We start from the raw sequence: 16,896 nt of genomic DNA, 5'->3' as shown, positions 1-16,896 counted from the left end.
TCCCGTGGGAGTTGGAGTTTCCGCAGGCGTCGGAGTTGGAGTTGGAGTTTCCGCAGGCGTCGGAGTTCCCGTGGGAGTTGGAGTTTCCGCAGGCGTCGGCGTCGGCGTCGGAGTTGGAGTTGGATCTACATCGTTATCTAAAATTGTCAAATTCGCCGTACTTTGCACTCCCACACTCGCACCGTTTGTGGGATTATTCAGACTAAGCGCAACAATCTCACTTCCCTCTACTAAGGTGTCATCGTTAATCGGAATCGTAAAATTTTTACTCGTTTCGCCGATCGCAAAGTTTAAGGTTCCTGATGTTGCCGTGTAGTCACTGCCTGCATTAGCAGTCCCGTCGGAAGTGCTGTAGCTGATATCAGCCGCCACATTAGTATTGCTTGTCCGAGTCACGGTAATTGTGGCAAAACCCCCGCTTTCACCGATCTGGTAATTCGCAGCACTAAAATTAAAAGTGCCTGGGTTGGGAATATTGACATTAAAGCTTCCCAAGTTACTGGCTGTGACAAAGTTATTATTGATATCGCTAACTTGCCCCGATTCGATCGCGATCGCATAATCCCCATTCTCACCCAAATCCCAACTACCACCTGGTGGCGTAATCTGATAGGTAGCCGTGCGAAGAGTGCCGTTGCCAGTTGGGGTAAAGCTTACCAGTGTCGCTAATTGGTTAAATCCGTTGGGCCCAGTCACCCGAATGTCTGAATTATCCAAACTGCTGCTGTTGACAGCAACGTTGTCGCTGTAGTCTACCGTAAAAGTTTTTGTAGTGCCGCCTGCGACGAGAATATTGCCAGCGGCTAGATTGGAAGCAGCAGGCAGGATCGTATCCGCTGTGATGTTGATGGTGAAGGTTTGGGCTGCGGAAGTGTCTACACCGTTATTAGCAGTGCCGCCGTTATCGCTTAACGTCGCAGTGACACTTGCAATGCCGCTGACACCGGAGGCCGGGGTGTAGGTGAGGTTGCCCGCTGCGTCGATCGCAGGCTGCACGGTAAATAGAGTGTTATTGTTGTTGCTAAGGTTGAAGTTAACGGTTTGAGTGGATTCGTTGGGAGGGCCCTGAGAGATACTTGTTGCCCAGTTGTTGACTGTTTGCGATCCCCCACCTGCGATCGCGCTTGAGTCTGCCCCTTTCACAAAAGAAGGTGCGTCGTTGACTGGATTGACAGTAATTGTAGCCGTCTCGCTTTCGCTGCTAAACGGCGATGTGCTGCCGTTTACCGCCACGTTTACCCCCGCCCGGCCGCTAGCAATGTTATCGGTTGTATCCCAAGCCCGGAAAGTTAAGCTGGGCGACGTTCCAAAGTAATCTTGATTCGGTACGAAACGAATCCTCGGTTCTGCGCTTTTGACTGCTACGTTTTTTAATTCAAAACTGGCAGATGCAGAGGTAGTGTCGTCCCCAAAAAACAGAAAATTGGGAGTTTGATAGGGGTTGATGGCGCCCGTGAAGCTAGTATAGTTTCGCAGGGGACGGTTGTTGAGAATTGCAGTGCCGTTGCGAAACAGCGTGAAGTTTTCGCCTAAAACTGTGAGTTCATAACTGGCTAGTTGGGTTGTATCGCCAAACCAGCGATCGGCAGAAGGATTGGCACTATCATGAGTAAAAAGCGGGCCCGCATCGGCAATTCCATCTTTTTGTACCCAAATTTCGTTGTCCCAAAAACCAATTTCTACACCTTTTTGACCGTCGGAACTAATAGCTATAAGGCTGAAACCGGCTCGATCCGACAGGCCATCTGCATTTTTGTCGCTGTCGGCAAAGCTGTGACTCTCGCTGTTAATTTTGACATCAAAACGAACGCCGTAACCTAAAGTGCGATCGAGAACTGGCACCGCCGCATTTTTAGGACTAAAAGCTAAACTTGGAATGCCAAGGGTGTGAGTGCTGTAACCTGCATAAATACTTTGATTGGCAAGGCTGTTGAGGGTAGTCGAACCACCATTTAAAGTTTGAGTAGCAACAACACCAGCGAAAGGATTAGCCTGATTAACATTTCCTAAAGCCATCCAAGGTTGGCTTGCAGGTGGAGTTCCCAATTGACCTGCGTACAGAGATGTCCAGCCTAGTAGCGTGGCGTTAGTATCAGAAACAGCACCAAAAGGCGTCCAAGAATTGCCACCGTTGACGGAGTATTGCCAAGCGCCATTACTGTTGTCTGCGCCGGTGACAGCAATACCTTGAGGGTCGCTATTAATATCAGTAACTAAACCACTAATTAAGGTAGAAACTGGCGTACCCGTGTTGCTTGCTGCCGGAATCTCTTCATTGATAGCTGTCAGTGTTGGGAAACCGGAATTGTTTAAAACTGGTGCAGCGTAGTGACTACCTAAATCGCCTACTGTATTTTGGAGAAATCCTTGCCATTGCAGGCTCGGATCGAAGGTATCATTAGGATTTGGATCGCCATCGGTGACATTTCGAGTGCGGCGCAGGGTGTTGTCTTCCGTACTGATAAGTCCAGTTCCCCACTGTGTACCGGGATCGAATCCAATTTGACCGATCGAGTCTAAAATTTGACCTCCCGATCCTCCTTTTCGCAGTACAATTGCATCGTTGCCGTTGTACCAGCCAAATTGACTGGTAGTAGTTTGGTCAGCTTGGTCTAGGATGGCTTGCAAAGTCCCGTTATCTAGTGCTATAACATAGACATCACCAGCAGCGACTGTTCCCGTTAAAACAAAGGTTTGTATGGGAGTTGTCTGGCCGTTAAAATATGTTTGTATAACATAATTTGATGCTGCTAAATTAATGGGCGCTGTAGTACCGTTGTATATTTCTAAAGCTTTATTATTGCCGCTACCTTCTACATATTCTGAGAAAAATACATCTAATGATGACATGATGCTCGCCCTATCGAAGTATAATTTATGCACACATAAATTATACTATTTAATTATTTGTGTGTCAAGTAATTTGTTTCATCTTATTAGAAAAATGAATTTAACAGTCAGATCCAAGAGGACTTAAGTCCCTGGATGTTTTCGGTTTAAGTTGACATCAATGCAAGACATTACAGATTTCCTCAAGATCGTGCATAATCTTCTTGCAACTATAAACTACCAGACTTAAGATTGACTACCTAAAAATTCTTCAGCCACCAATCCTTTCTGAATAGCGAGTACAGCAGCCTGAGTGCGATCGCGCACTTCTAACTTTTGCAAAATCGCGTGGACGTGAACCCGCACAGTCCCCGGAGCAATGTACAATATTTGTGCAATTTCCTGATTGCTTTTCCCCCCCGCAACTAAAGCCAAGATTTCCTGTTCTCGCTTCGTCAGCGGATTCTCCAAAACTTCTGATTTTGACCCAATTTTCACAGGTTCAGGATTAGCAAAAACTGCCCGAATTTCCGCAGTTGCCGCCTGATCCCACCACGAAGCACCCGCCGCTACCGATCGAATTGCTAAAACCAAAGTTTCCGCCGCAATTCCCTTGAGGCAATATCCCTGAGCACCCGCACTAATCAATCTTTCAATTAAGGATTTTTGGGAATGAGATGTTAAGATTAAAACGGGAATTGCTGGATGTCGCTGTTTAATTTGGCGGCACGCTTCAATACCGCCAATTCCAGGCAAACCGACATCGAGAACTACCACATCTGGCAAGTGTTCCTGAGTCAATTCTACTGCGGTTTCGCCATCTTCAGCCTCGGCAATTACTTGCAAGCAACTTTCTTGTTGCAACCGCGTTTGCAGCCCCAACCGAAACAGTTCGTCGTCTTCAACTAGGAGAATTCGCAACGGATAAGCTGGTTTCATTTCTGTGGGATAGCAGGGAGTCGGAATCCAAATAAAGCACCGTGTGGCAATTTATTTTCTGCCCAAATTATACCGCCGTGGGCGTCAATAATTTGGCGAGATAAGTATAATCCTAATCCCGATCCTTTGGCTTGCCGATCGCTGTGTCCTTGATAAAAACGCTCGAACAAGTGGGGCAGTTCATCGGCAGTAATTCCCAACCCGCTATCGATAACTTTCACCACCTGAAAACTCGAATAAGATTCCATGATTATTTCTACCTTGCCACCGCGAGGAGAATGGTTAATTCCGTTTGTTAGCAAATTAACAAAAACGCGCTGGAGTTGAACCGCATCGCCATTTACCCACAAAGAGCGACGGAAATCTGACTCTCCGTAACTCATACTAATGTAAACTCGGCGCGCCGCCGACAAATGGATGAGTGTTGCGATTACTTCTTCTGCCAAAGCTACTAAATTTACGGCCGCAAGTTGCAGTTTTAAACCTTCGGCATCGTTGCGGTAAACATCCAGCAGCGTTTCTACTAATTGTAGAGACATTTTGTGCGATCGCGCCATTGTTTCGAGAACTTTTTGCTGACTGGCGGTGACATTCCCAAATTTTGCTGACCCAAAAGCTTTAATTGTTTCTATCGCCCCCAGCATCGGCGTTTTTAAGTCGTGACTCAAAGTAGAGACAAAATCTTCTCGGATGCTTGCTAGCTGCTGCTGCGACTGCAACTCAGCTTTAGCGATCGCGATCGTCTCTTGGTACTGCTGGTTGCGATCGCTCAAATATCCCGTCACCCCTAAAGCCATGACTGCGATCGATCTATTTGCTACAGTTGCTAGGGCGATCGATTCTCCAGGAGGAACAAACAAATTTAACAGCGTCAAAGCTGCCGATACCAGCGTAATTTGCAACTTACCCAACCGACTCAAGCGCGAATTTGCCAATAAAATCGGCCCTGTGTACAAATACCCAAACAGATACTCCGACGGCGTAGTAAATTCCAGCACTACAACGATCGCGAATAAAATTGCGATCGACCACCTCCCCCGCAAATACTTCTCTTGAATTGCCAGGTTGTCTGTGATTTTTAATAAGCTGTTTAACATCCCTTATCCATCCATTTTATATTTTATATTTACACTCTACTCTCTGCCTTATCCCTAGGGTTTTTATTCGCTAAAATTTGTCTACAGTGACGCAAAAACAAGCGTTTAGATAACATCTATATCTGCAAGTATAGATACTGCTAAATATTTAAACATTTGTCAGTCAGTGAAAATATATAGCAGCTAAGTATAACGGCTAAACAGCAACTTATACCTGCGGGCTGATTATCAAAAATCCTAACGGCAAGTATATTGATTTTTAAAAGCAGATTGCACTTTTAAGGAAGTATTGGCTCAGTTATGCTTGAAGGATTAATTCAAATCGCATTAACGCTAATCATTGTAGTAGCGATCGCCCCTATTTTTGGTAATTACATGGCGCGGGTGTACATGGGAGAACCAACCATTCTCGACCCCGCTATTAAACCCCTAGAAAAACTCATCTATAAAGCCAGCAATATCCGGTCTATAGATTCGATGACAGGTTGGCAATATGCGCGATCGCTACTGTACAGCAATGCAGCAATGGGCATATTTGTTTTCCTAATTTTCATGCTTCAAGGAGTGCTGCCTTTAAATGCCACCGGCTTAACTGCCCCAACCTGGGATACTGCGCTGCACACAACTATTTCATTCCTCACAAATACCGACCAACAGCATTACTCCGGCGAGACAACATTTACTTATTTGTCCCAGTTAACCCTGGGATTTTTAATGTTTACCTCAGCAGCTACCGGTTTAGCAGTAGGGATTGCCTTTATCCGGGGCTTGACCGGCCGTCCCTTGGGCAACTTTTACATCGATTTAATTCAATCAATCACCCGGATTCTGCTACCCCTTTCTTTAATAATTGCCTTACTTTTGCTAATTTCAGGAGTGCCGGAAACCCTCGCAGGGCCGGCCGTTGCCCGTACCTTAGAAGGCGGCACGCAAATAATTGCTCGCGGCCCAGTAGCTCACTTTGAAAGCATCAAACAACTGGGAGAAAATGGCGGCGGATTTTTTGCCATTAACTCGGCTCATCCTTTTGAAAATCCCAATCCTTTTACCAACCTGCTGGAAACACTAGCAATGCTTTCTATACCAGCAGCTATGATTCACACCTACGGCAGATTTGCCAACAACAAAAAGCAGGGATGGCTGATTTTTTGGATGGTGTTTGCCATCTATGTAATTTTGATTGGCATTGCAGCATTTGGCGAGTACGGCGGCAACCCTCAAATTAATAATTTACTGGGTTCGCAGCAACCAAATTTAGAAGGCAAAGAAGTTAGGTTTGGCTGGGCAGAAACTGCACTGTGGGCGGTGACTACCACTGGCACAATGTGCGGCGCTGTCAACGGAATGCACGATTCTTTAATGCCTCCCGGTGGTTTTGCCACTCTGTTTAATTTGTTTCTGCAAATCGTTTGGGGCGGACAAGGAACGGGAACTGCTTACTTATTTATCTACTCAATTTTGAGCGTTTTTCTCACGGGCTTGATGGTGGGGAGAACGCCGGAGTTTTTGGGACGCAAAATTGAGAAACGGGAAATAGTTTTAGCCAGCGTTGTTTTGTTAATTCACCCGATCGCAGTTTTAATCCCCGGTGCCATTTCCCTCGCCATTACCGACAGTTTGAGCGGCATCAGCAACCCCGGATTTCACGGCATTTCCCAGGTGATGTACGAATACGCTTCGGCGGCAGCCAACAACGGTTCTGGCTTAGAAGGATTGGCCGACTCTCAACCCGCACCTACCGGACTTTGGTGGAATTTAAGCACCTGTTTCAGCCTGCTATTGGGGCGCTACGTTCCAATTATTGCCCTGCTACTTTTAGCCGACAGCATGACGAACAAACAACTGGTTCCCGAAACAACCGGCACTCTCAGAACCGATTCAGTTTTATTCACCAGCGTCACCGCAGGAGTAATTATAATTCTGGGCGCGCTGACATTTTTCCCAGTTCTAGCTTTAGGGCCAATTGCCGAAGGATATGAAATTAGCAGCGGCAAGTTTGAACCAGCATCGATAACTGTACCCACAACACCTTTAGCAACGCCTTCGCCTGAAGCGACAACCCCGACACCAAACAGCGGACAGTAGATGTAGATTGCATTAAGTAATGCAGCGACAATAAACTGCTGTTGCTGGCAACAATTCCAAATCTAAAATCCCAAATCCCTAATCCCAAATCTAAAATCTAAAATCTAAAATCTAAAATCGACATGGCTTCTTCCCATACTCCAGATTCCCCAAAAAAACCTGCTAGAGGCTCTCGCGAGTCTCGCAAGCACACGCCAAAAGCAAATACAAAAGGTCTTTATCAAAGAGCTTTTAAAGAAGCTTTTGTCAAGCTAAACCCACGGGTAATGCTAAAAAATCCGGTGATGTTTGTGGTGTGGGTTGGCACAATTGTGACTGCATTATTAACGATCGACCCGACGCTGTTCGGCCCGGTTCCCGGCGAAAATCAGAGAGTTTTCAACGGTTTAGTCACGTTTATTTTGTTCTTCACCTTGGTATTTGCTAATTTTGCCGAAGCGATAGCAGAAGGGCGGGGGAAAGCGCAAGCAGACGCACTGCGATCGACCAAAGCCGACACAACAGCCCGCAAACTCCTACCAGACGGTTCAATTCAAGAAGTTAGTTCGACATCCCTGAGACGGGGCGACCAAATTAAAGTGATCGCAGGCGATGTCATTCCCGCCGACGGCGAAGTGATTGCAGGCGTCGCATCTGTAGACGAATCTGCGATCACTGGCGAATCCGCGCCGGTGCTCAAGGAACCGGGTTCGGACATCGCCAGTTCCGTCACCGGCGGTACGCGCATCCTTTCCGACGAATTGACGCTGCGGGTGATGGCCGACCCCGGTAAGGGATTTTTGGACAGGATGATCGCGCTGGTAGAGGGCGCTGAAAGGTCGAAAACGCCGAACGAGATCGCGCTGACGGTGCTGCTGGCGGTGCTAACGCTGGTGTTTTTGATTGTGGTTTCGACGATTCCGCCCGTGGGAAATTACGTGAAAACCCCTGTGGGCGTGGTGACGCTGATTTCGCTGCTGGTGGCGCTGATTCCAACAACGATCGGCGGTTTGCTGAGCGCGATCGGCATTGCGGGCATGGATCGCGTCGCTCAGTTTAACGTGATAGCGACCTCTGGACGCGCCGTTGAGGCTTGCGGCGACGTGAATACGCTGATTTTGGACAAAACGGGGACGATCACGCTGGGGAACCGTTTAGCCGAGGAATTTATTCCGGTCAACGGTCATTCACGGCAAGAAGTGGCGCAGGTAGCCCTCGATGCCAGCGTGTTTGACGATACTCCAGAGGGAAAGTCGATCGTCCGTTTGGCTCAAAATTTGGGCGCACAGGTGGATTTCGATCGCACCAACGCCACGGGGCTTGATTTTTCCGCAAAAACGCGGATGTCTGGCACGGATTTGCCCGACGGGACGGAGGTTCGCAAGGGTGCGGTGGATGCGGTGAAGGGTTTTGTGCGATCGCGCGGCGGCAATTTCGGGCCGGATCTCGATGCAGCTTACGAGCGAGTTTCCCGCTTGGGAGGCACACCCTTAGCTGTTTGTCAAGGCAGCGACACCTACGGCATTATCTATTTAAAAGATGTCATCAAACCGGGAATTCGCGATCGGTTTGACCAACTGCGAAAAATGGGAATTCGCACCATTATGCTCACCGGAGATAACCGGATTACAGCATCAGTAATTGCCGATGAAGCAGGGGTTGACGACTTCATTGCCGAAGCAACTCCCGAGGACAAAATCGACGTAATTCGCAAACAACAAGCCGAGGGCAAATTAGTCGCAATGACAGGAGACGGAACCAACGACGCACCCGCACTAGCGCAAGCAAACGTAGGACTGGCGATGAATTCGGGAACCCAAGCAGCGAAGGAAGCTGCAAACATGGTGGACTTGGATTCTGACCCTACAAAACTAATTGACTTAGTGACAATTGGCAAACAATTGCTGATTACTCGCGGCGCGCTGACTACGTTTTCCCTAGCCAACGATATCGCTAAATATTTTGCAATTATTCCCGCAATGTTTGCTCCGGTTGGCGCTTTGAACGTGATGGGTTTAGCCAGCGGTCAATCTGCGGTTTTGTCAGCATTAGTTTACAATGCTTTGATTATTCCCGCTTTAATTCCCCTAGCATTAACCGGGGTAAAATTTCGACCGCTGACCGCAAATCAACTGTTGCAGCGGAACATTTTAATCTACGGATTAGGCGGGGCAGTCGCGCCGTTTATTGCCATCAAAATTATTGATGTTTTCATTACCGCCGTTGGGCTAGCATAGATCGGGAAAGCACAACACGAATTTTGACAGGGATACACGGATTAATCTCGTTACCAGGCTCTGCCGGGTAACGCATATCCAGAGGCTCTGCCTCGATTTTCCCCAAAAAATAATCCAATAGAAAGACAGATATTTATTCCCAAAATAAGGAGAATTCATGAAACGGAATAATTGGCAGAATGATATTTTTCCCATAGATTTACAAGAAAACTTTGAGTTAGCACAAATGCTTTGGCAGCGCCACCCAATCCCGGTGCAGCTATTTCTAGTAATGTGTTTCAATGCTATAGTTGCCCCCGCTGTCTACGCTGCAGCGGGTGAAGATTTGACCCGAAAAGCTGTCTGGGGTTTAAGTCTGCTAGGTTTGGTGGTTATCGCCCTTTCTATTTACCTGTTGGTAGTCATCTTTCAGCCGGAAAGATTTTAGTCAAAAATTAACCATTAGCAAATAACCGATCGAGGTAATTTATGAGAGAAATAATTAGAGCCATTCGCCTTAGCCTGGTTTTGTGGGGAATTACAGCCATTATTTACCCTTTAATCTTGCTAGCAATCGGCCAAATTGCCTTCAACTCCCAGGCCAACGGCAGCTTAATTACCAAGCAAGGAGTTGTTGTTGGTTCGTCGTTAATTGGCCAACCTTTCTCCTCAGAAAGATATTTTTGGGGTCGTCCCAGCACCACAAACTACAGCAGCTTTGCGACAGAAAATTACGATCCGACAAAGGGAGAAAATGTTAGTCAAAGAACGGGTGTTTCGGGAGCGAGCAACCTTGCCCCCAGTAACTCTGATTTGCTGAAACGAGGCAATGAGAAAGATGGTTTTCAAGGGGTGCAAGTTGAATTAGAGCGCCTCAACAAAGCTGGTATCAAACCGACTGCTGATTTAGTCTACACCTCTGGTTCTAGCCTCGATCCGCACATTAGCATAGAGGCAGCTCGATCGCAAATTCAGCGGATAGCCACGGTGCGATCGCTCAATCTCAATCAAGTAGAAATTTTGGTAGCTAAAAATACAGAGGGCAGATTTCTTGGCATTTTCGGTGAACCGGGAGTTAACGTCCTCCAACTGAATTTGGCTCTCGACCGTTTATAATATACGTAGGTTGGGTTGAGGAACGAAACCCAACACTTCAGTTCAAGTTGGAGTTGGGTTTCACTTCGTTCAACCCAACCTACAAATGTGACTGACAACTGACAACTGACAACTGACAACTGACAACTCAGCTATGATTCACTCTAGCGAACTTACCAACAATCCAGACGCGGTTTATGCCCAACCTAACCGCACTTACGATCGCACCCCCCGCCGGGGAAAGCACAAAATATTTATCGGCATGGCCCCCGGTGTTGGTAAAACTTTCCGAATGCTGGAAGAAGGACACACACTCAAATCTGAAGGCATTGATGTGGTAATTGGACTGTTAGAAACTCACGGCAGGAAAGAGACAGCAGCTAAAGCAGAAGGATTGGAAATAGTGTCCAAAAAACAAATGCTGCGCGGCGAAAAAATGCTCGCAGAAATGGATACCGATGCTGTCATAAAACGCCGTCCTCAATTAGCATTAATAGACGAACTAGCTCATACAAACATTCCTGGTTCTCTGCGAGAAAAGCGATATCAAGATGTTGAAGAAATTCTCAATTCTGGGATAGATGTTTTCTCTACTCTCAACATTCAACACATAGAAAGTCTCAACGATTTAGTAGCTCGAATTACCGGAGTTGTAGTGCGAGAGCGAGTGCCAGATCGCGTCCTCGAAGATGCTGACGAAATAGTCGTTGTCGATGTCACGCCGGAAACTTTAGAAGAAAGGTTGCTAGAAGGCAAAATTTATGCTCCCGAAAAAATTGAACAATCTTTAGAAAATTTTTTCCAGCGCCGTCATTTAATCGCTTTGCGAGAACTCGCCCTGCGAGAAGTAGCAGACAATGTTGAAGACGACGCAGCAACTTTAAAAGGTCAATCTTGCAACATTCACGAACGAGTATTAGTGTGCATCTCGACTTATCCGAATTCTTTGCAACTGCTGCGGCGGGGCGCGAGGATTGCGAGCTACATGAATGCCCCATTTTATGCTGTGTTTGTCAACGATCCAGACCGATTTTTAACAAAAGCAGAAAGCTTGCACGTTGAAACTTGTGAGAAACTGTGTCAAGAATTTAACGGGAAATTTTTGCGGGTAAACGGCACTAATATAGCCAAAGCGATTTCCGAAGTAGCTAAACAGTATCGCGTTACTCAAATTGTGATCGGCGAAAGCCAGCAATCCCGCTGGAAATTGCTGCTGCGGGGTTCTTTGACTCAACAGTTAGTGCGATCGCTCAAACACGTAGATTTGCACATAATCGCTACTGAAAAAAGTGGTCTTTCTAATTAATTATTAATCTTCAGTCATTCGTCATTAGTCATGAGTCGGATGAGATCCGGTAAATTAACCATAATACTTGTAGGGGCCGGTTTCACCAACAATCTCTAATTCCCACTAACAATCTATATAAACCCGCCCACACCACTTTCGGAGGATAGCTGAATCTAGCGGACGACGGATGCGCCAAAAGCTTTTACGTGTCAAAATTGCACTTGCTATATCTGATTAAAAGTGCGATCGCTATGGTGGATGATTACATTCTCAACTTGCTAGTTATTGGCATCCTCCTGCTTACCGTTACCTTGGGTTCCGGCTGGATTTCGCGATTGCCTGTATCTTATGCCTTAATTTATCTAATTGTCGGTATCGGATTGGGGCCCTACGGCATCAAGCTGATTGACTTGCGTCCCGAAGCTGAATTTTTAGAAAGACTTACAGAATTTGTAGTTATTGTTTCTCTGTTCAGTTGCGGCTTAAAAATGAATCGCCCCCTGCAACTTTGGGCCTGGAATTCCACAGCGCGGCTGATTGGTTTTTTAATGCCAATTTCGATTTTTGCTGTGGCTGCGATCGGTCATTGGTTTGTGAAATTAGATTGGGGCCAGGCGATTTTACTCGGAGCAATTCTCGCTCCCACCGATCCAGTTTTAGCCTCAGAAGTTCAGTTAGCTAATATAGACGATCGCGATGAATTGCGTTTTGGTTTAACGTCGGAAGGCGGTTTGAACGATGCTTTAGCTTTTCCCTTCGTTTATTTCGGCATTTATTCGCTAAAAGATAACAACTGGTCGAACTGGTTTTCGCAGTGGGTAGCAATTGACTTGATTTGGGCGATCGCCGCAGGTATCGTTATGGGCATTTTAGTAGCTAAAGCCGTCACCTGGATCGATCGGCAACTCCAACACTATCGACCGGCCGATCAATTAATGGAAGATTTCATTGCACTCAGCACAATTTTGCTCACATATTCCCTCACAGAAGTAGTCAACGGCTACGGATTTCTCGCAGTTTTTGTAGCAGGAATTGTCGTGCAGCGGAGTTACCGCAACCCAGAAAAGCCGCTTTCCCAACTGCACTTTACCGAGCGCATAGAAAAGTTAATGGAAGTAGCAACTATTTTACTATTAGGTTCGCTTTTGCGCCTAGAGCCTATGTTGGCATATGCAGGATACTCCCTCTTAGTAGCTGGATTGTTGATTTTCTTAATCCGGCCTGTGGGAGCTTGGATTAGTACGGTCGGCAGTCCTTTGCATCCCGCCAGCCGCTTGCTGTGCGGTTGGTTCGGCATTCGCGGTGTCGGTTCTATCTATTATCTTACTTATGCTTTCGGTGACGGTTTGAAAGGCGAAACCGCCGAAAAAATTGCCTGGATTACCTTTACAACCATAGTAATTTCTGTGATTCTGCACGGCATTACTTCCACCCCGTTAATGAACTGGTACGAGCGCCGAATCAAACCTAAAGTACCGGATTTAATTTAATTTAGTAAGGTGCGCGACGGGAGCATCCCATTTTTGCAAATATAACAACCGCTTTCATCGGTTATTGCTCTTAGGAATGAGAATTAAATAACTTCCACAAGTTTGTGGGATGGGCCTAAGAGCCCGTCTTTTAAGGACGGGCTCTTAGGCCCATCCCACAATAACAATTAAAATTGTAAGTTATTTAATTCGCGCTCCTTAGTATGTAGTTGCGCTTTAGCGCTCTTAAAATGTCTTTTAAAAGCGCTGAAGCGCAACTGCATACCTAAGCCCTTACAAAATTGGGATGCTTCCTGCGTGACTTTAATAGCCCTGGACGCAACTGTCACACAACAGGACTTGTAGGGTGCGTCATGCGAAGTTCTGTAACGGCGATCGGGAATTTCGGAAGCTGACGCACCTTACTATATAATCTAAAATCGACTTTTAGAGTGCATCAGGCGAAGTTATCTAACGACACCGAAAAAAGAAGATTATAATTTTTTGGATAGCTCTAATATAAACGTTCGCCGAATCAAACATGGATAGATTTGAATTTCAGCTAGCAATGCTGCAACAAGGAGCAGAGGAACTAGAGAAAAAAATAGCTAATTTCACAACTATTCTGATGCAGTTAAAAACTGCGGCAATTACCATTTGGGTAGGGTTGATTGGTTGGGTTTTTACAAGCAAAATAGATGCGTTGGTTCCGCTGGGATACGTTATAATTTTTGGTTTCTGGTTTTTAGAAGCTACCTACTGGAGGGTGCAACTTTATTATATGCTAAGAGTCAATGCAGTTACCCAATTCTTGAATGATGAAATGGCCTTAGATGAAAGTTTTAGTACCCGTTCTATACCGGAAGGTCTAGTTCACCCGCTCGGTTCGTTAAAAAAACTTAAAATGCCTTCTTTAGGTCGAGCTATCTGCGCCCCATCAATCTATATTTTTTATACCTTTTTGTTTGTTGTTAATTCGATCGTTTGGTTAATAACTCTTAAAACAGGCCTTTAACTGGGGCTGTAGGGTGCGTCAGGTGAAGTTATAGAACGATTATTGAGGGTTGAAAAATCTGACGCACCTTACTAATTGTGACTATTTCCAGTTTTAAAAGGACACGACAATGCAGTCCTTCCCCGCAGCTAAACAGCTTTTACCCCAACTAATAAAGCGAGTTCCCGCCACTTCCAATAACAGTCTGCATCGGTAAAACCAATTTCTCTAAACCAGCGCAATTGCGTTTCCACATCCAGCAATTTATTAGACGGATCGTCGGGCGAATCGCTAATACCGATCGCCTCTCGAAATCTCTCATGTAAAGCCGGAGTTGCGGACGCTACGTGCTCCAAGTTGCCAAAAATGCCTCCGGGCTCCAAAAGCTCGAAAATCTCGGCGTAAAGCGAACGTTTGCGATCGTCTGCTACATGATGAATCGCAAAACTAGAAACAACCGCATCAAACTTGCCCAAATCCGGTAAGGATTCGTCAAAATTGTGCTCGATTACCGTGACATTTGGGTCATCAGCAAAGCGAATTCTGGCTTTTTCCAGCATTGTAGGCGAAAAGTCGATCGCCATACATTCAACATTTGGTCGATCGCACTTAAGCAAGCCCAGCAACCGTCCGTCTCCCGTGCCCACATCCAGAATTCGCTTCACATTTTTCGGCACTTCCTCCAACAAAACCGCTTCACCTTCAGTGCGGTGAGGAATGCCATCAGCTTTAGCAAGATACCACAAAGCGTGTTCCGCCGAAGTCCAAAGATTCACTTGACTCATAAATTTTCAACTCTCATAAACCTCGCCATTTTTGCGTGTTCCGCCGAAGTCCAAAGATTCACTTGACTCATAAATTTTCAACTCTCATAAACCTCGCCATTTTTGCGAGTAAAAATCCAACTATTCCCGTTAGCTTTCGCAATTAGATCGTCATCGGGATATTCGGCACTATCTCCCGGAGTGCGATCGCCAATTTCCAGATAAACAACATCTGCATTCGATCGGTTGACTAAATGATGCCCATCTGCATCACCCGCCGGAAAACCCGCCGCCATACCCGGTTTCAGCACTTGCTCTCCCGAATTTGCAATCAGAGTAACTTCCCCTTCCAGAACATAGATTAACTCATCTTGACGAGTGTGCCAATGCCTGAGAGCAGAACAACTTCCCGGCGCAAGTCTCACCAAATTTACCCCAAAATTCTGCAATCCGGCAGCATCGCCCAAGCGTTTTTTAACTCTCCCCGCAACAGCAGATTGGAATTGCTGAGGGTACTTGGAACCCGTAATTTCCGGCACATTTTTAGGATCTATAATCATATAACAGCCCTTAAAAAAAACATCTGGCCCACATTACCTATCAATTTTAGATGGTAAACGAAGTAGGCAAATCCCAATTTTACACCTGCTAAAACCAAGAAAATAATTGTCTAAACAGTGCCTCGATTTGGTCTAAAAGTTGACAGTTTATAGGTTGCTTAACTGAGAGATTACCCGCTGCGCTCGCTTGACTGCTATTTTGCTAATCTTGAAAATTTCGGGTACACTATTGTTATAATCTGCTTCGTTTCGATCCCTTCTCAACTTTTCCAAGTTCCTCCCTATATTTTGACGCTCGGCCTCAGAACTCTGTTTGAATTGCTGCACAACATACTTGTGAGCATCTGCCGTTTTCGGAATAGAATGCCCTTCTGTTTCCTGCAAGTAATTTCTAGCACTGATAAAAGCTGCATAATATGCCCGACTGATAGCCGATCGCATTTTGGCTTCTTGATTTGCAGGAGGAGTCGGTTGACCGAGAAATTCTTTTGCTAGATTCAGATACTGCGACCAGTCAAAAGTCATTATTAGCGCACGCCACAACTAAAAACTCTCCGCACCTCATACGGCAGAGGTAAATACCAATCCTCTGACAATTTTTCTTCTTTGTCAAGTGCCGCGTCTATGATTTCATCAGCGTCACCATCAATAATAATATCCAGAAATAGCTGCGCGGAGTTAATAAAATCAGAGTCTGCCTCAACTTCAAGGCACAACTTTTTACCGGGGAAGTAATTGAAAATTTTGTCTGGTGCTTCCAGCAATACGGGCATCAAAAAATGATGTTTTTCCAGAAACTGTAATATTTCTGTTTTTCCCCGGAAGCTGTACAATTTTTCCAGAGATTCAATATCAGCCAAAGAAACAGGATTTAACTGGGTTAAACTTTCATGCAGCAGTATCTCAGCTAGGCTGTGGGCATCAAGTTGACGGCGTTTCGCTTCTGCTAAAAGCCTTTCGCTGTCTTCAGGAGACAGTTGGATTGTCAGGGTTTGAGAATTGCTCGCGGTTTGCATATATGTTGTATAATGTAATGTTTTTTTTTCTGTTGCCATTCTGCCTTATTCTAAAGGTTTCAAAGTAGTAGGATTTTCCCGAATCGGTTTAATAAAACGGCTGTTCGCCCGCACAAAACAATTACCCTTATCCGTTGAAATCGGCAGCCAACCCTTGCCTTGACTGTCAGAAATCATAATTTGATTAGCATTATTTCCAGTCACCGCTTCCAAGCGCTGTCCCCGCCGAAAAACAGTCACCACAGGCCACTGCGAAACATTATGTTTATTTCTTTCAAACAACTCAGCAGGCGCATCCAAACCGTCTACAGAAATTGAGCGAAATCTCTGAGCCATCCGGCAATTCAACCCTTTAGGATCAGAGTCAACAACCACCCAATTTACCTGCCGGTTGCCCCGCTGTCTCGCAGGCGGCACCGGATAATCACCTTGCTGGTTAGCAACAGGTATTGCCGAGGCTAAATTAACCCCAATTCCTAAAATCCCAGCCGCTGCGAGAAAGACAATTCTAATTTCTGCTTTCATTGCTACCAAAAATCCTTTAATTCGAGCTCATCATAATTTT

General features: G+C 45.8%; 15 protein-coding genes. 7 read left to right on the top strand and 8 right to left on the bottom strand.

Annotated elements, in window-relative coordinates; translation table 11 throughout:
• From QUA50_RS16540 to QUA50_RS16530, 3 genes are all read right to left on the bottom strand, one after another.
• Positions 1–2,850: choice-of-anchor Y domain-containing protein (locus tag QUA50_RS16540; RefSeq protein ID WP_333264533.1), on the bottom strand; the 2,850-nt coding region annotated here is incomplete at its 3' end.
• Positions 2,851–3,075: 225 nt separating this feature from the next.
• Complete coding sequence (locus QUA50_RS16535) at positions 3,076–3,768, bottom strand: response regulator transcription factor (protein WP_333264531.1); 693 nt, start codon at positions 3,766–3,768, stop codon at positions 3,076–3,078.
• On the bottom strand, positions 3,765–4,865 hold the full coding sequence (locus tag QUA50_RS16530; RefSeq protein WP_333057211.1) for a HAMP domain-containing sensor histidine kinase: 1,101 nt from the start codon (positions 4,863–4,865) through the stop codon (positions 3,765–3,767). The genes QUA50_RS16535 and QUA50_RS16530 overlap by 4 nt, the downstream gene beginning before the upstream one ends.
• A gap of 300 nt (positions 4,866–5,165) precedes the next feature.
• On the opposite strand from QUA50_RS16530, the gene kdpA reads away from it, so the two are divergent.
• The 7 genes from kdpA to QUA50_RS16495 all read left to right on the top strand — a co-directional run bounded on the left by kdpA (position 5,166) and on the right by QUA50_RS16495 (position 14,012).
• Positions 5,166–6,950 (top strand): potassium-transporting ATPase subunit KdpA, encoded by a 1,785-nt coding sequence (kdpA, locus tag QUA50_RS16525; RefSeq protein ID WP_333264529.1) that lies wholly within the window; start codon positions 5,166–5,168, stop codon positions 6,948–6,950.
• 122 nt (positions 6,951–7,072) lie between these two features.
• On the top strand, positions 7,073–9,166 hold the full coding sequence (kdpB, locus tag QUA50_RS16520; protein ID WP_333264527.1) for a potassium-transporting ATPase subunit KdpB: 2,094 nt from the start codon (positions 7,073–7,075) through the stop codon (positions 9,164–9,166).
• Between the two features lie 157 nt (positions 9,167–9,323).
• Positions 9,324–9,593: a K(+)-transporting ATPase subunit F gene (kdpF, locus tag QUA50_RS16515; RefSeq protein ID WP_333264525.1), complete on the top strand. Its 270-nt coding sequence runs from the start codon at positions 9,324–9,326 to the stop codon at positions 9,591–9,593.
• A 41-nt stretch (positions 9,594–9,634) separates the two neighbouring features.
• Positions 9,635–10,261, top strand: a complete 627-nt coding sequence (gene kdpC / locus QUA50_RS16510; RefSeq protein WP_333264523.1) for a K(+)-transporting ATPase subunit C — start codon at positions 9,635–9,637, stop codon at positions 10,259–10,261.
• A 133-nt stretch (positions 10,262–10,394) separates the two neighbouring features.
• Positions 10,395–11,546, top strand: coding sequence for a universal stress protein (locus QUA50_RS16505; protein WP_333264521.1), 1,152 nt, complete (start codon positions 10,395–10,397; stop codon positions 11,544–11,546).
• Between the two features lie 188 nt (positions 11,547–11,734).
• Positions 11,735–13,018: a sodium:proton antiporter gene (locus tag QUA50_RS16500; RefSeq protein ID WP_333264520.1), complete on the top strand. Its 1,284-nt coding sequence runs from the start codon at positions 11,735–11,737 to the stop codon at positions 13,016–13,018.
• Between the two features lie 547 nt (positions 13,019–13,565).
• Positions 13,566–14,012 (top strand): hypothetical protein, encoded by a 447-nt coding sequence (locus QUA50_RS16495; protein ID WP_333264518.1) that lies wholly within the window; start codon positions 13,566–13,568, stop codon positions 14,010–14,012.
• A gap of 128 nt (positions 14,013–14,140) precedes the next feature.
• Here the strand turns inward: QUA50_RS16495 and QUA50_RS16490 are convergent, their stop codons facing one another.
• The 5 genes from QUA50_RS16490 to QUA50_RS16470 all read right to left on the bottom strand — a co-directional run bounded on the left by QUA50_RS16490 (position 14,141) and on the right by QUA50_RS16470 (position 16,856).
• Positions 14,141–14,776, bottom strand: coding sequence for a class I SAM-dependent methyltransferase (locus QUA50_RS16490; protein WP_333264517.1), 636 nt, complete (start codon positions 14,774–14,776; stop codon positions 14,141–14,143).
• A gap of 77 nt (positions 14,777–14,853) precedes the next feature.
• Positions 14,854–15,315: a cupin domain-containing protein gene (locus QUA50_RS16485; RefSeq protein WP_333264515.1), complete on the bottom strand. Its 462-nt coding sequence runs from the start codon at positions 15,313–15,315 to the stop codon at positions 14,854–14,856.
• 147 nt (positions 15,316–15,462) lie between these two features.
• Positions 15,463–15,840: a HEPN domain-containing protein gene (locus tag QUA50_RS16480; RefSeq protein ID WP_333199583.1), complete on the bottom strand. Its 378-nt coding sequence runs from the start codon at positions 15,838–15,840 to the stop codon at positions 15,463–15,465.
• 2 nt (positions 15,841–15,842) lie between these two features.
• Entirely contained in the window at positions 15,843–16,331 is a 489-nt protein-coding gene (locus tag QUA50_RS16475) for a hypothetical protein (RefSeq protein ID WP_333199585.1), read from the bottom strand.
• Positions 16,332–16,376: 45 nt separating this feature from the next.
• Positions 16,377–16,856 carry a hypothetical protein gene (locus QUA50_RS16470; protein ID WP_333264512.1) on the bottom strand — a complete coding sequence of 160 codons (480 nt, stop codon included), beginning with the start codon at positions 16,854–16,856 and terminating at the stop codon, positions 16,377–16,379.
• Positions 16,857–16,896: the final 40 nt, after the last annotated feature.

Origin of the sequence: Microcoleus sp. M2_D5, from assembly GCF_036701935.1 — a bacterium.
In the GTDB taxonomy this organism is placed as follows: domain Bacteria; phylum Cyanobacteriota; class Cyanobacteriia; order Cyanobacteriales; family Microcoleaceae; genus Microcoleus.
The sequence above is the reverse complement of the archived record's forward strand: the minus strand, read 5'-3'. Positions and strand labels throughout refer to the sequence as shown.

Excerpts from the sequence above, each read along its gene's own strand:
- QUA50_RS16495 (WP_333264518.1), top strand. The coding sequence starts at position 13,566 with ATGCTGCAACAAGGAGCAGAGGAACTAGAGAAAAAAATAGCTAATTTC.
- QUA50_RS16535 (WP_333264531.1), bottom strand. The coding sequence starts at position 3,768 with ATGAAACCAGCTTATCCGTTGCGAATTCTCCTAGTTGAAGACGACGAA.
- QUA50_RS16470 (WP_333264512.1), bottom strand. The coding sequence starts at position 16,856 with ATGAAAGCAGAAATTAGAATTGTCTTTCTCGCAGCGGCTGGGATTTTA.
- QUA50_RS16475 (WP_333199585.1), bottom strand. The coding sequence starts at position 16,331 with ATGCAAACCGCGAGCAATTCTCAAACCCTGACAATCCAACTGTCTCCT.
- kdpF (WP_333264525.1), top strand. The coding sequence starts at position 9,324 with ATGAAACGGAATAATTGGCAGAATGATATTTTTCCCATAGATTTACAA.
- QUA50_RS16485 (WP_333264515.1), bottom strand. The coding sequence starts at position 15,315 with ATGATTATAGATCCTAAAAATGTGCCGGAAATTACGGGTTCCAAGTAC.
- QUA50_RS16480 (WP_333199583.1), bottom strand. The coding sequence starts at position 15,840 with ATGACTTTTGACTGGTCGCAGTATCTGAATCTAGCAAAAGAATTTCTC.
- kdpC (WP_333264523.1), top strand. The coding sequence starts at position 9,635 with ATGAGAGAAATAATTAGAGCCATTCGCCTTAGCCTGGTTTTGTGGGGA.
- QUA50_RS16530 (WP_333057211.1), bottom strand. The coding sequence starts at position 4,865 with ATGTTAAACAGCTTATTAAAAATCACAGACAACCTGGCAATTCAAGAG.
- kdpB (WP_333264527.1), top strand. The coding sequence starts at position 7,073 with ATGGCTTCTTCCCATACTCCAGATTCCCCAAAAAAACCTGCTAGAGGC.
- kdpA (WP_333264529.1), top strand. The coding sequence starts at position 5,166 with ATGCTTGAAGGATTAATTCAAATCGCATTAACGCTAATCATTGTAGTA.
- QUA50_RS16505 (WP_333264521.1), top strand. The coding sequence starts at position 10,395 with ATGATTCACTCTAGCGAACTTACCAACAATCCAGACGCGGTTTATGCC.
- QUA50_RS16490 (WP_333264517.1), bottom strand. The coding sequence starts at position 14,776 with ATGAGTCAAGTGAATCTTTGGACTTCGGCGGAACACGCTTTGTGGTAT.